The 14,897-nt window shown below is 52.6% G+C and carries 7 protein-coding genes; all 7 read right to left on the reverse strand.

Annotation, left to right across the window (positions count from 1 at the left end; translation table 11 throughout):
• Positions 1-6: 6 nt before the first annotated feature.
• The 7 genes from MHH48_RS30710 to MHH48_RS30740 are packed head-to-tail and all read right to left on the reverse strand — an operon-like array spanning position 7 to position 14,887.
• Positions 7-9,234, reverse strand: coding sequence for a non-ribosomal peptide synthetase/type I polyketide synthase (locus MHH48_RS30710; RefSeq protein WP_256720768.1), 9,228 nt, complete (start codon positions 9,232-9,234; stop codon positions 7-9).
• An 18-nt stretch (positions 9,235-9,252) separates the two neighbouring features.
• Positions 9,253-10,419, reverse strand: a complete 1,167-nt coding sequence (locus MHH48_RS30715; protein WP_076325386.1) for an acyl-CoA dehydrogenase family protein — start codon at positions 10,417-10,419, stop codon at positions 9,253-9,255.
• Positions 10,420-10,422: 3 nt separating this feature from the next.
• Entirely contained in the window at positions 10,423-10,674 is a 252-nt protein-coding gene (locus tag MHH48_RS30720) for an acyl carrier protein (protein ID WP_053491437.1), read from the reverse strand.
• On the reverse strand, positions 10,675-11,742 hold the full coding sequence (locus MHH48_RS30725; RefSeq protein WP_076325385.1) for an HAD-IIIC family phosphatase: 1,068 nt from the start codon (positions 11,740-11,742) through the stop codon (positions 10,675-10,677). It lies immediately after the preceding gene.
• A 12-nt stretch (positions 11,743-11,754) separates the two neighbouring features.
• On the reverse strand, positions 11,755-12,609 hold the full coding sequence (locus MHH48_RS30730; RefSeq protein ID WP_076325384.1) for a 3-hydroxyacyl-CoA dehydrogenase family protein: 855 nt from the start codon (positions 12,607-12,609) through the stop codon (positions 11,755-11,757).
• A 4-nt stretch (positions 12,610-12,613) separates the two neighbouring features.
• Positions 12,614-13,345, reverse strand: a complete 732-nt coding sequence (locus MHH48_RS30735) for an alpha/beta fold hydrolase (protein ID WP_076325383.1) — start codon at positions 13,343-13,345, stop codon at positions 12,614-12,616.
• Positions 13,346-14,887, reverse strand: a complete 1,542-nt coding sequence (locus MHH48_RS30740; protein ID WP_076325382.1) for a serine hydrolase domain-containing protein — start codon at positions 14,885-14,887, stop codon at positions 13,346-13,348.
• Between the last annotated feature and the right edge of the window lie 10 nt (positions 14,888-14,897).

Consider the following 14,897-nt stretch of genomic DNA (forward strand, 5'->3'; position numbering starts at 1 on the left):
TCCTCCTCATAGTCCGAATTCCCCCCGGGCTCCGGCAAGATAGACAGGTTCAGGCTCAGCTAAATGATGAGCAATCGTGATGTCCTTCAGCTTCTTGTCCGGATTTGCCAGAACACCGGATATAATATCCTGCATATAACCTGCAAAACGCACAATCGTGTCCCTCAGGAATAAGCGGGTGCTGTATTCAAACTTGAAGGACAGTCTTTCTCCGTCCTCCTCCGCGATCAGAGACAAATCAAAATGAGAGGCGTCGTGAACGAACGGGAAAGGTTCCATCTTCAGGCCGGGAATGCTCATCTCAGGGTTCTGCATATTCTGGAGCGCGAATACAACATCAAATACCGGATTACGGGCCAAATCACGATCCTGACCCAACTGCTGAACCATTTCCTCAAACTGGTAGTCCTGATTGGCAAATGCATCCAGAGTTGTGGCTCGTACTGTCTGTAGAAGGGCGCTGAAGCTCATTTCTTCATCCAATTGATTACGCAGCGGAAGCATGTTGACGAATTTGCCGATAATAAGCTGCAAAGACTGCTGTTTGCGGCCAATAATCGGAGTCCCTACAACGATGTCTTGCTGAGCACAAACTTTGGATAGAAGCAGATTGAAAACGGCGAGCAACGCCATGAACAACGTCACATCTTCCTTCAGGCAGAGCGACTTCAGCGCTTGTGTCTGCTCCATACTCAGATCAAAGGGAACTCGGCTGCCGGAGAAATTTCTTGTCTCCGGGCGCGGATAATCCGTGCGCAGGGCTAACCGGGGAACTTCCTGCAACTGATTTAACCAGAATTCTCCCTGCCGTTGCTGCTCCTCCGTTTCCTTCATCCGGTTCTGCCAATCTGAAAAATCCTTATATTGCAGCTCAAGCTCGGGCAATTCACGACCGGCATACAGAGCCATAAAATCGTTAACGAATATGTCCTGTGATAAACCGTCCGACACGATATGATGAAGATCCACCATCAACACATGCCGCTCATCCTCAAGCTTGATGAGTCCGGCGCGCATCAAAGGCGCCCGGGTCAAGTCAAAGGGCCGCACGAACTTCGCCACTGCTTCGCGGATTTTCACAGCCGTTTCCCCTTCCTCATCAAGGAGTCCAGCGTCCGAAGCCCCCAGCTCAATTTCGCCGCTGAAGTCCGCATATTCAACCTCGAACTCGACGGTTTCGTTGATTTTCTGCATGGGCAAGCCGTTAACCAATTCAAATGAAGTACGCAAGCTTTCATGACGCTTTATCAGCTGCCGGAGTACCGCTTCCATTTGGGCCCTGTCCAGTTTGCCTATCAGAATGCCTGCCACAATTTCGTTATATCCCGTATGTCCCTTCTCCATCTGCTGAATCAAATACAGACGCTTCTGCGCGGAGGACAGCTCGTAATATTCGCGTGGCGGAGCCTTTTCAATATCTTGGTAGGCACTCTGTTCCGCCTCATCGATATAGGCGGCCAACTGCTGGATCGTCGGCATATTGAAAAAGACAGGCAAGCTGATTTCCACCTTCATTTCCTTATGAATCCCGGTAACAACCGTAATTGCTTTGAGTGAATCTCCACCCAGTTCGAAGAAATCATCCTGCACCCCGATCCGGTCTATCCGGAAAAACTGCTCCCACATCCCGCAGAGCCTGCGTTCGGACTCTGTTACGGGAGCGATATATTCACCGGACAGCGCGGGACGGGTGTAGAAGCCGCCGTCTCCCTTCGGGAGAGGTGCCTCTTCCTGAGCCGTCCGTTTCACCCACTTGTCGATCCGATCCTGCAAGCTGCCGGTCGACAGGACGATCTGGCCTGCTTCCCGGACCGACAACACGCGCCTCAGCAGCTCGATCCCCTCTTCTGGCGCAATGAGCAGCTCGGATATCGAAGCGCCCGCCTGCCCATGAATCGTCTGCTCTTTCTCCAGCTGCCAACCGTCCCAGTTGACACTGGTCCAAGCCGTGCTCAGACGACGGTTGCGATCGTGTACATAGGCATCCATAAAATGGTTCGCTGCTGAATAGGCGGTAAAGCCTAATCCGCCCAGCATCGGAGACAGCGACGAGGCCAGCAGGCAGAAATCAAGCTCCTTATCAGCCAACACTCGATCCAGAACATAGAGTCCATACAGCTTTGCTTGGAAATGCTGTTCGCTTAATTCCTCGTCTGTCTCCTCCAGCATCCTAAATGCCGCTTCCCCAGTCATACCCGCTGTATGGATAACTCCGTTTAAGGAACCGAACACTGACTCGATTTGCCGGACAGCCTCCTTCATTTGCTCTAAGTCCGACGAGTTCGCCGTTAACACAAGTACCTCGGCTCCCTGGGATTCGAGCTCCTTCAGCTTGCCAATCTGGACACTGACGGTATTCTCAGGGCCGTGTTCGGCAAGCCACTGTTCCCATTTGTCATTGGTTGGGAATGATGAGCGGGTGGTGAAGACAAGCTTCGCCTGTACGCTTCGGGCCAAATGACCTGCGAGAACCTGGCCGATATATCCTAATCCGCCAGTGATCAAATAAACGCCGCCTTGACGGAGTCTCGATGCTTCCGCTTCAGGTTCCGCTATTTTAACGGGCTCATAACCGAGAACCCAGCGTTCGTTATCGCGATAAGCAGCCGCCAATTCAAACCGGGCAGCGCCGAACTCGTCCAGCAGGCGGCGGATCAGCCTGTCTCTCTGCCAGCTTCCCGCTTCCGGCAGGTTAATATCGATACTGTGACAATGAATGTTAGGTAATTCTTGCGGAATAACCCGGCATGGTCCAAGTACCGTCGCTTTCTCAGGATACAGGACAGATTCGCCGGCAATAGCGTGCATATGATCCGTCAGCACCCACATGTGTATTTCATGACCTGAAGCTTGTTTTTTCAGTGCCTTGCCCGTGTATAACAAGCTGTAGTATCCACGTTCCTGTGTGGCAGTCAGCCAAGATGCACCGCTGTCACAAGAGGATGGAGCGGAAATTCCCCAAGCGTGAAGCAGCAGGTCAGGCGAGGTTCCCCCGGCTTCCAGATCCGCAAAAAGTTTCATATAATGATGTTCATTTTGCGGATTCACGATATATTGATGAGCTGTGACCCGCTCGTAGTGCTCGCCCGCACGAACTACAATGATTTGCCCTCCACACTCGGCAAGGGATTTGATAATATCGGCAGCCAAGCCGTTTTCATCGGCGAATACAAGCCAATTTCCGGCAATGTTTGCGTTCATGCTGGCGGAGCCAGGAAGCAGCTGCTCTTTTTTCCATGTCGGTACATAGAACCAGTCGGACATATCCGGCAGCTTGGCCACCTTGCCGCCCGCGCCCTGAATCTTGTTCTTAGCGCTGCCCACCGGTAGTGAAGTACCGGCAGCAGACTCGATCCAATAGCGCTGCCCGGCAAACGGATAAAGAGGTAGAGAGATACGCCGTCGCGGTTCTTCTCCATGAAATGCCCTCCAATCGATGGACTGGCCGTAGAGCCACAATCTCCCGATCCGGTTAACGAGCAGGGAGGTGTCCGGTATACTGCTATGCTCAGGCGGCATAAGGTTTAGTGCCTGCTGTCCGCGCTCTGTATCGATGTAGCGACGTGCCAAGAGTGTCAAATCCTGTCCCGGACCGATTTCCACGAACAGCCTGCCCTGCTGCTCTGCAAGCCTCACAATCCCATCAGCAAAACGAACGGTATCCGTCATGTGCCGAGTCCAATAACCCGGGTCTGTCGCTTCTTCATCCGTTATCCAATTGCCCGTCGTTGTAGAGACATACGGTATTTGGGGCGGATTCAAACGGACCTGTCGGACGGCTTCGGCGAACGGCTCCGCCACTTCGTGAAGAAGCGAAGAATGAGCAGCCGTTGACACCGGCAATCTCATACAAACGAATTTGCCCGCCTTCATCTGCTGTTCGAATGCGGCGATTTCTTCTTCTGGGCCGGATACAATGCAGGAAGGCCCGTTGACGACCGCCAGTGATATGGAGCCGCTAAGAAGGGGTTTGATATCTTGCTCAGGAAGAGGCACGCTGAGCATCCCGCCTGGCGGCACCTGATGCATAAGCTCTCCGCGCAGTATGATGAGACGCATCGCCTCTTCCAGTGACATGACGCCGGCGAGGCAAGCGGCAGCATACTCGCCGAAGCTGTAACCTATCATCGCATCCGGCTTCACTCCCCATGACAGGAGAAGACGCGCGAGCGCAAATTCGAGCATAAGCATGGCAGGCTGGATATGTTTAGTCTGATTTAATTGAAGGGACGCTTCCGCAGTCTCTGCGTCTGCATCCGGGTACAGCATTACCTTCATATCAGAGCCGGTAATGTCGAGATACAGACGGAAGCAGTGGTTCATCTCTTCTCGGAACACGGGCTCGGTCTCATACAAGCCTTTCCCCATGTTGATATATTGCGATCCTTGCCCGGAGAACATGAACACGATTGAACCGCGCTCCTCCCCGGTCGTGCCGGAGATTACTTTCCGTGCATCGAAGCTTGCCCTGTCAGCAGCAGGCGTCAGTGCTGCTATCGCTTCCTCAACCGTGCTGCAGGAGAGCAGGCGCCGGTATCTGAAGGGACGCCGGCCGGTCTGCAAGGTATACGCAATATCGGCCAGATTCTCTGAAGGATGCTCCTTGAGATAGACGCCTAGATTGTCTGTCATCGAATCGAGTGCATCCGGTGTCTGTGCGGACAATACCAGCACCTGATGGGTCCGGCCCTTCCCGGTGGCTTCCTGTATAGGCGCCTCTTCCATGACGACGTGGGCATTCGTTCCACCTATTCCGAAGGAACTGACTCCCGCGCGCAGCGGATAATCATCGTTGCGCCAATCGGCCAGGCCGGTATTGACTACGAAAGGACTGTTCGCGAAATCAATATTCGGATTCGGGGTCTCATAATGCAGGCTGGGCGGAAGCTGTTTATGATGAAGCGCCAGCGCCGTCTTGATCAAACCCGCCACCCCTGCTGCGGCATCCAGATGTCCTATGTTCGTTTTTACGGAGCCTATGCGGCAGAAGCCGGTCTTGTCCGTCCGGAATGCCTTCGTCAACGCCTCGATCTCGATCGGATCGCCAAGCGTAGTTCCCGATCCGTGCGCCTCAACGTAAGTGATACTTTCGGCTGGAACTCCTGCGGCTTCTTGAGCTCTGGCGATAACATCAGCTTGGCCCTGTACGCTTGGCGCCGTATAACCGACCTTGCGACTGCCATCATTGTTGATAGCCGAGCCTTTGATTACCGCATAAATCCGGTCACCATCTGTGATAGCTGCCTCGAGCGATTTGAGCGCCACGAATCCGACACCATCTCCGCCTATCGTCCCCTTGGCTTTGGCATCGAAGGTGCGGCAATGACCGTCTGGCGACTTTACCATTCCTTCCTGATACAGATAACCCGATTTATGAGGGAGCACGATCGACGCGCCTCCGGCCAGAGCCAGATCGCAGTCCCCGTTAAGAATAGACTGGCAAGCCAAATGTACAGCTACCAGTGAGGTAGAACAGGCCGTTTGCAAACTAATCGCAGGACCTTTTAAATTTAGCTTGTGAGATATGCGGGTGCTGACTGTGTATGAGTCGTTTAGCGAATCAACCTCAAACATATCCGATAAACTCCCGTGCAGGCGGTCAGACAGCTGCGACAGCCAGTGGAAATTGTTCGTAACCCCGGCAAACAGCCCGATAGACCCAACATGTCGCTGCGGGTCGCAGCCGGCATCTTCCAGCGTATGCCATGCGCATTCATGCAGCAGTCGAACTTGAGGATCCATCAACGCCGCCTGATCGGGTGTATATCCGAAGAAGGCCGGATCGAAGTGGTCCATCTCATCCAGCACGCCCTTTGCTTTGACAAACTCCGGCCGTTTCAAAAGCTGACGGTCAAAGCCATACTCAGCCAGTTCGTCATCTGAAAAAAAGGAGATCGACTCTCTGCCCTGCTGCAAATTGCTCCAAAACTCACTGATATTTCGTGCGCCAGGGAATCTGCCGGCCAAGCCGATAACTGCAATGTCCCGGCTGCCTTGATTCCCGTGCTCTGCACGGTCCGATTGCGCCAGAGAAGGCTGCTCGTTCTTCCTGCTGGCTGCTGCACTCTCGCTCTTCCGATCTGCCGATCGTTCAGTTTCGCCTGCCAAATGCGCAGCCAGATCATGCACGGTGGGGTATTGAAATAGCGTGACGATTGGAATCTCACGCTTAAGCTGTCTTTGCAGCTTGCTCTGCAGTTGGATTAGATTAATCGAATTGCCGCCTACTTCAAAATACTTATCGTGGATACCGATGCGCTCCAGCTCTAGCACGGCTTTCCAGGCATCTGCGATCAGATTCTCCAGCTCTGTCCTCGGCATCGCTGCTTCCTGGATCTCACGGGGAGCCTCCACAAACGCAGGCAGTGCCTTGCGGTCCAGCTTTCCGTTAGGTGTCAGTGGTATCTGGTCCAGCTGGACAATGTGAGAAGGTATCATGTAATCGGGCAATTTTGCGGCAAGATATACCCGCAGGTCAGATGCGGACACCTTCTCGGAAGCAGCCACATAGGCGCATAACTCAGTCTGAGCGCCCCGTTGTTGCACCGTTACCGCTGCTTCTTGAACTGATTTGTGCTGCAGGAGCATCGTCTCGATTTCACCGATTTCGATGCGGTGGCCGCGGATTTTCACTTGCTGGTCCATTCGTCCCATATATTCAATGGTTCCGTCTTCCAGCCAGCGCGCCATATCGCCTGTCTTGTAGATATTCCCGCTTAAGCGGAAGGGATCCGATACAAATTTCTCTGCCGTCAGATCCGGCCGATTCAAGTAACCGAGCGCAACACCGTCACCTCCGACGATCAGCTCGCCGGGAATGCCGATCGGCAGCAGGTTATCATAGCGGTCGACGATATAAGCCGTAGAATTGCTGATAGGCGGCCCGATCGGAATATGCTCGTTAAATTCACTGTCGATACGGAAGCAGGTGGAAATAACCGTGTTTTCGGTAGGACCGTAGGCGTTCCAAATCGTCAGTCCAGGACATGCTTGCCGAACAGCCTCAATGTGCTTCGGAGAGAGTACATCGCCGCCTACGACCAGGTTCCGCATCCCGGCGAACATGTCTGGACGCTGCTGGGCCAGCTGATTGAATAATGCCGGAGTCAGCAGTCCGCCCGATATTGCGCGCGTACGCAAAAAGGCATCCAGTTTGGCATTGTCAAGCAGCGTATGCTTGTCCGCAATATGCAGGCTAGCCCCGTTCAAGAGCGCCCCGAACACCTCGAATGTTAGAGCATCAAAGCCGATTGCTCCTGCCTGAAGGACGCAGTCATGCGCTTCGAACTGGACGTGGTTCGTGTTCCGAACCAGCCTCACAATTCCTCGGTGCCCGACAATGACACCTTTGGGCTTACCGGTCGAACCGGATGTATACATGACGTAAGCCGGATGTTCCGAACTGCCTGCCTGAGGCAACTCGGACGCTTCGCCGAGATGAAGCAGCGCTTCGTCCAGCTTCAGCACCTGGGCATGTTCCGGTATCAGATCCTCAAGGCCCGGTGAAGCCAGCACTGTGCGCACATTGCCATCAGACAGCATATAGGCGATCCTTTCGGCAGGATGCGCGGAATCAATCGGCAGATAGACCCCTCCCGCTTTCAGAATGCCGAAGATTCCGGCAACCAATTCTGTGGATCTGTTCGCCATCAAGCCCACAATCTGGCCGCTTTCCATGCCTTTCGCCTGCAGCGAACGAGCAATCCGGTTAGCCTGCTCATTCAGCTCGCGATAGGTATAGGATATATGCTCATCTGTTACAGCCGTACTCTCAGGGGACAACAGCACCTGTTCCTCGAACAGCTCATGAACCATTTTCTCACTGGGATAATTTGAAGTTGTCAGGTTGAATAACAGAATTTGCTCCCGCTCTTCATGGGTAAGAATCCCGATATCCTTAAGCCTGGTCTCCCGGTATGTAGTAACCTGGGCTTGGGCTTGTGTGATTTGTTCAAGAATATAGAGATAATGATGAGCAAGCTTCTTGACCATATCCTCGTGATACGCCTGTTTATTATATGAGAAGGTTAGTTCCAGCTCTTCGGCCACGGTAATGCGGAGTGTCAAATCGAACTCGGTCTCTTCCTCAATGTGATGGGGTTCAATAATAAGCGGTCCGTCGGTGCTTGTAACCACTTCATCCAGCGGATAATTCTCCACTACGACTAGGGTATCGAACGGACTACCTTCAGCTCGGAGCCCTCCGTATGTTTTAATATCCGTCAAGGAAGTGTTCGCATGCTCTTCGCTTGCTTGAATCGATGCATTCACCTCGGCCAGGAGCTCGGGGATCATTTTATCCGGACCCGCCGTCATGCGAAACGGCAGCGTGTTAATGAATAAGCCGACCATGTGCTCCATTCCGGGAATAATCGTATTGCGTCCTGACACCGTAGTACCGAACAATACGTCGTCACTATTAGTATAGTGCTGAAGCAGAATGCCCCACGCCGTATAGAACAGAGCGGCCTGCGTCACTTCCTCGGAACGGACCCACTGATGCAGTCCGGCAGTGAAGGTGCTGCTCCGTTTTTCCGTGTACACAGCCATGTCCGGCATCCCCGAAACTTTTGTGCTCCTTGTAACGATGGGCCGGTTCTGCATGTCATGCAAGTACTGGCTCCAGTAGTTCTCTTGTGTTTGCTTGTCCTGCTGCTGCAGCAAAGAGATAAACTGCTTGAGGTGCGGCTTGTATTGCCGCTCCGGCTCTTGCCCCTGTGCCAGCATCAGGTAGGCGCTCCGCCATTCCTTCAACAGAATACCGGTGCTCCAGCCATCGAACAAGATATGGTGAAAGCTCATCAGCATGGTGTGTTTACGCTCGGTCTGCTTGCACAGCGTCAAGCGGAAGGGCACTTGATCCAGCTGGAATTTTTCCTTTTTATCGGCGGCAATCCGGTCTGCAATCAGCCCAGCCTGCGCATTCTCGTCATAATCGGAATAGTCCTCATAACGAATAATGGGACGGTGCTCCCGCAGCATGATTTGAACAGGCTGGTTCACCTCTTCCCAGCGGAACAAAGACCGCAGCGCCTCGTTGCTCCGCACAACGTAGGCCCACGCCTGTTCAAACAACGAGGGCTTCAGCTCCCCGCTGACGGCAAGTGCAATCAACTCTACATACTGCGTAGTTTCGGGATCTCTCAAGTATTGAAGCAGCATCCCGGACTGCATAGGAGACAATGCCAAAATATCTTCAACATTGCTTTTGTCCAGCTTCTGAGGTTTCTTCACACTCTCACCCATCCTTTTCTATTCGAACTTCTCCTGCTTCTTTACCGCATATTTGCGAAGTCCGTATTGAGAAATGACCTGCTGCTGAATTTGGCTGGTGCCTTCAATGATTTCCAGCACCTTGGCTTCCCGAAATAACCGCTCGGCAGGGTAGCCGCTGCGGCAGCCGTTGCCGCCGTGAACTTGCACCGTATCGTTCGTGACCTCAACAGCAACTTTCGATGTAAAATATTTGGCGATCGCTGTCTCGTCAACCGCTTTCGCCGCCCCACCTTTTCGCATTTCACCTGCGGCTATACAAAGCGTACGCGCGGCATGAACCTTGGTGACCGCGTCCCCAATCATTCCTTTGACCAACTGGAACTGGTGCAGCTTGTCTCCGAATTGGGACCGCGACATCGAGTAGGCTACCATCGCTTCCAGCGCCTCGCCTGCAATTGCCGCTCCTGCCCAAGCAATGCTGTATCTGCCATGATCAAGCGCGGTGGATACGATATAAGTAAAGCCTCCGCCTACGATGCCGAGCACGTTCTCCGCCGGAATTCTCACTTCATTGAGCTGAATCTCGGCAATGTGAGCCCCCCGGTTGCCGAGCATGCCTTGCATAGGGATTGTATGCACTCCTTCACGTTCGCGCTCTACGATGAATGAGGTGATTTGCCCGCCCGAATCAGCTGCGATCACAACGAAAAAATCAGCGATTGCGGCGAATGAAATCCACTTTTTGCTGCCATTCAGAATATAATGGCTTCCTTCTTTACGGTAGGTGGTCTGTACGCTTTTAGCATCCGAGCCCACATTTGGTTCTGATAAGGCGAACGCGCCCAGCTTCTCCGCCCGCGCCATCTGTGGCAGCCAGTATTTTTTCTGTTCCTCTGTGCCGAATCGCAGCATGGTCTCTCCGAGCAGTGAGGTTTGAACGGTTATCAGAGCCCTCGTGTTGCAGCAAGCTTTGCCGATTTGCTCTGTAAACAGTCCGTATGCCACAGGATCCAGCCCCAGACCGCCATATTCCTCCGGCCAGCTGGCCGCCAGATATCCCAATTGCCCCATTTTGTTAATCAAGGTGCGGGGCAGCTCGCCTTTGACATCGATTTCTCCTGCGAGCTGCCGGATTTCCCGATCGGCAAAAATTTTAGCCTCCTCTACGACTTGGGCAGCAGACGCGCATGTCTGTCCAATCATCGCTTAGGCCTCCTGCTTATGCTTTTCGATTAGCTTTACGATATTGTTAAGCGTGCTGAAATTAGCGATATCCAAATCCTCATTGCTGACCGTGAATCCGAATTCTTGTTCGATGTAGCTGAGGAGTTTCATCGCGAACAACGAATTGACGAAGCCCTTTTGAAAAATATGATCATCGTCAGTGAACACGGCCTCGTCTTCAAATACAACCAGATTGCTTTCAATAAAACTGCGGATTTTTTGTTTGATTTCCATCTAGTTACCCCTCTTCCCAGCAACCGTTACCAACACATCAATGTAAGGCGGAAACGGTTGAATATGATTTAAATCGTTCTCGAACAGAATGTTTCCTTCTCCGTCATTGGAGATTTCCGTGAAACTAGCGAAACGGTACGTGACGTACATCATCTTGTTGCGGTCCGTCTGTTTAAAGTCGGCCCTAAGTACTTTCCCTTCATTCTTCGCCTGCTGCATGATATACGTGAGCATGACGGTACCGACTCCGCGAGACATCACTCTGCAGGACATGAGCAGCATTTTCAGATGCCAGCAGCTTTCCTTCAATTCGATCAGAGCGAGCCCGATCTTGCCGTAAGAGCCGTATTTATCCGTCAATTCGCACACGAGCAGGATATGATTATCCGACCGTCTGATCTTGTCCAATTCCTCATAACTGTACGTATAACCCGTCGCATTCAGCTGATTCGTGCGAATGGTCAGTTCCTCCGCCCGTTTCAAGTCCTCCTCTCTAGCCTCGCTAATGACAAAGCGCATGCCGAGCGAGCTGAGAAACGCCTCTTGGGGGCCCTCAAACGATTCTTCCTCGTTTTTGCGCAGTATGTCTTCCAGATACATGACCCGCCTACGTCTTGAATCTTCCGTAATGAACCGGGGATTGAGACGCGGGTGACCGAGCAATGTCTCGTATGGCGTCACATCCAAACACTCTACCTCTGGATGGACGCTTAGGACCTCATCCCGTTCGAAGGGCTGATCGTCGATGAATAGGATCGTGTCCATCCCGATGTTCAAGTTCAAGCGTATTTTATCGATCGACGTTGATTTGGCATTCCAGTTGATTTCGGGGTACAGGAAATAGGTATCGATGCCGAACTCCTTCAGCTTGTCCAGCGCATGCTCCGTATCATTGCGGCTTGCGATGGATTGCAGAATGCCGCGAGAATCCAGTTCCGCGAGAAGCTCGCGCATGCGCGGCTTTAGCTTAACCTCATCGGACTCCAGCAAAATACCGTCCCACATCGTATTGTCCAGATCCCAGATCACGCATTTGACTTCCTTTAGCTTGTCCGTTGCTTTGTTCATCGTTATCCCTCCCTACTTGCTGTAATCGAAAAATCCTTTTCCTGATTTTTTGCCCAGGTAACCGGCATCCACCATCTTGACGAGCAGCGGGCAGGGCCGAAACTTCGGATCCTTGTAGCTGTCCTGCAGAACTAGCAGCGAATTAAGAATGGTGTCCAGACCGATCAGATCACATGTAGCAAGCGGCCCCATTTTGTGGCCGAAGCCCAGGCGGAAAATCTTATCAACATCCTTCGGCTCTGCGACTCCATCCTGCACGGTCCAAACGCATTCGTTAATCGTCAGCATGAGGACTCGATTCGTTACGAAACCGGGAAAATCATTAACCACTACCGGGACTTTATCGAACGATTTTAAAAACTCCTCCCCGCAGGCAACGGTCTCGTCCGATGTATGCTCGCCCCGGATGACTTCGACCAGTTCCTTCATCGGGACGGGGTTCATGAAATGCATGCCGATGACATTCTCCGGTCTTGGCATTAACGAGCCAATCTTCGTAATGGAAATGCAGCTTGTGTTAACGGCATAAGTGGTTTGTAAGGCGCACACCTCGGACAGTTCCGTAAACACCGCCTTTTTCAGTTCCCATTCTTCTGTCACGTTCTCAATAACAAACTGGACGCGTGCGAAGTCATCATAAGCCGTGGTAAAGGTAATCCGGGACAGAAGGTCCTCCACGGTAAGCTGTTTCGCCTGAGGCTTGACCAGCTTTAATAGCCGGAAATCTGTCTTAATTTTCTCCTTAGCTTGATGCAAGACATCTTCGTTAATATCTTTGAGCACCACTTCGTATCCATAGCAAGCCAGATCCAAAGCAACGTCACTGCCCATTACACCCGCACCGACTACTCCGACGGTTCGTATCATGAATTCACGACTCCTTTTTGGTGGACATTAGCTCAACAGAGCTGCTTAGCACATCGTTGATGAGCGACACTACTTGCTCGGTATGTTCGTTTATGAAGAAGTGACCTCCTTCGAATTCATAAAGTTGACAGTCTCGGCTGCCATATGCGGACCACTCCATCAGATTGATGCCTTCTGTCGCTTTATCCTCTTTTCCGTTAAGCACGGATATATCACAGGGAATAAGCTCCTCTCTGCTCTTAAAGCAATGCGTTTCCACCAGTTCCAGATCTCTCCGCAGACCTGGCAAAAACAGTCTCAGCAGCTCCTCACGTTCAAACACTTCATCCTCGGTTCCGCCAAGCAGCTTAATTTCTTGCTGCAGCCTTGCATCAGATAGCAGATGCAGTGTAAGATTCCGGCGGGCGTGAGGGGGATAGGTCCCCGAGACGAATAAATGGATGGGTTCGCGCCCCTTCTTCTTCCTTACGGCGTGCGCCAGTTCGTAAGCGACGAGGGCTCCCATGCTATGGCCGAAGAAAGCAAAATCAGCTTCGTCCAGTTGCGGTTCCAAATATCCGTATAAATCCTCAATCATTTCGTCCATGCTGCCGTAATGAGGTTCGAGTAATCTTCTTCCCCTGCCAGCCAGTTCAACGGGATGCAGTTCAATATGGCCGTGCAAATGGCGTTTCCATCTCATATAGTTGGTAGCGGAACCTCCGGCGTAGGGCAGGCAGAACAGCTTGCATTTCATTTAGATCACCTCCTCTGCAGGAGCTGGAAGAATCAGCCCGGAACGTCGTTTCACGGATGGAAACAACCAGACTGCAAGAAAGAACAGGAACGCGATTCCGACGAATAGATAGAGTGCATAGACGAGCCAGATGATCGTGGAAGGCGACCATACTGCGACTACAGCAAGCGGAAGACCTGCAAATGCAGCCTCGAGCAGCAGACCGATCCCCCACAAGCAGACTCCGGTCAGCACAAGCGCAGCTCCAAGGCCGATGAGCCTTCTTCCTTGGGGCGGAACGAAAATGCGCCGCTGACGACGTAATTGTCCGGGAATACCGATGGCCTTACCTGCCAGTACAATCATGAAAATGCTGATGAGACTAAGCGAGATCATCGCAATCCGATCAAGCTGCGGATAGAAATCCGCTTCAGGGGGTGGAAGCTCTTGCTCCCGCAGCAGGCTCATCAGACCTTGGCCGATATGAAACGTATAGGCTGAGTTGATGTTGGCGAGTACTCCTACGCCGAGCTGCTCTTGCGGACGAATGATGAAATAGGACGAGAAATTGGGATTAGAGCCTTGGTGCGAGAGTTCTTTGCCGTCCGGCGTTACAAACCACCCCGAGGCATAGTAGGTTCCGTTGGCGTCCGGCCCTACGCTCGTATCGGGTATATGGGAACGTTCGATGATGATCCGGTCCGGCTCGGAGATACTCTTCGTCCCGAGCTGGAGCAGCAGCCACTGTCCAATATCGTCAGCACTGGAGATTAAGTAACCGGCGGGCGTGTTTCCCCTGTAATCGGGCGCTTCATATAGACGAGGCGAACCGAATCCAATCTTATATCCCCTGGCGAGCCGCTGTGGGTCCTTCAGCTGGGCCGCAGGCACCGTGTTATTCATACCAAGCCGCTGCAGCAACCCCGACATGTAATCCTCATACGACATACCGGATACTTCCTGGATGACCAGCCCCAGAACATCATAATTAATGGTGGCATATTGATACTTATCTCCGGGAGGGGCGTCCAGCGCCGTACCCGATAATGCCCGTACAGTCAGTTCCAATGCCTGCTCTTCGGAACTGATCGGGATGGAAGCTAGCGAAGCGAAAGGCACGCCACTCGTATGGTGCAGCAGTTGGGCCAGCGTCACCTTGGCCGGCTGCCCTTGATAGATAAGCGAGAGCCACGGAATATAGTGGGTGACCGGATCGTCAAGGCTAAGCGCATCTTCACGCTCCAGTTCTAACAAGGCCAGGCCTGTGAATGCTTTGGAAGTCGATCCCAATTCAAATAATGTAGTGTTTGTTGCCGGAATCCCCAATGCACTATCGGCTAGCCCGAATCCCTTCGTATAAACCACCTGATCCCCGCTTACAACTACAACTGCGGCTCCCGGGCTTTGCGCCTTCACCAGTTGTGCCTGCACGAATTGGTCGATGGCAATCTCATCTATATTCGGCTGTTTTTGCGTAGAAGGGGCTCCGCCTTCGGCGGCTGCAGCTGGTGGACTGACTAGCAGCAGTATCATCAGTACGTAGAAAACAAGTTTCTTTACCACGATTGTCCGC

The sequence above is a fragment of the Paenibacillus sp. FSL F4-0100 genome (genome assembly GCF_037993005.1).
Taxonomy (GTDB): Bacteria; Bacillota; Bacilli; order Paenibacillales; family Paenibacillaceae; genus Paenibacillus_AQ.

Excerpts from the sequence above, each read along its gene's own strand:
- MHH48_RS30715 (WP_076325386.1), bottom strand. The coding sequence starts at position 10,419 with ATGATTGGACAGACATGCGCGTCTGCTGCCCAAGTCGTAGAGGAGGCT.
- MHH48_RS30720 (WP_053491437.1), bottom strand. The coding sequence starts at position 10,674 with ATGGAAATCAAACAAAAAATCCGCAGTTTTATTGAAAGCAATCTGGTT.
- MHH48_RS30725 (WP_076325385.1), bottom strand. The coding sequence starts at position 11,742 with ATGAACAAAGCAACGGACAAGCTAAAGGAAGTCAAATGCGTGATCTGG.
- MHH48_RS30730 (WP_076325384.1), bottom strand. The coding sequence starts at position 12,609 with ATGATACGAACCGTCGGAGTAGTCGGTGCGGGTGTAATGGGCAGTGAC.
- MHH48_RS30735 (WP_076325383.1), bottom strand. The coding sequence starts at position 13,345 with ATGAAATGCAAGCTGTTCTGCCTGCCCTACGCCGGAGGTTCCGCTACC.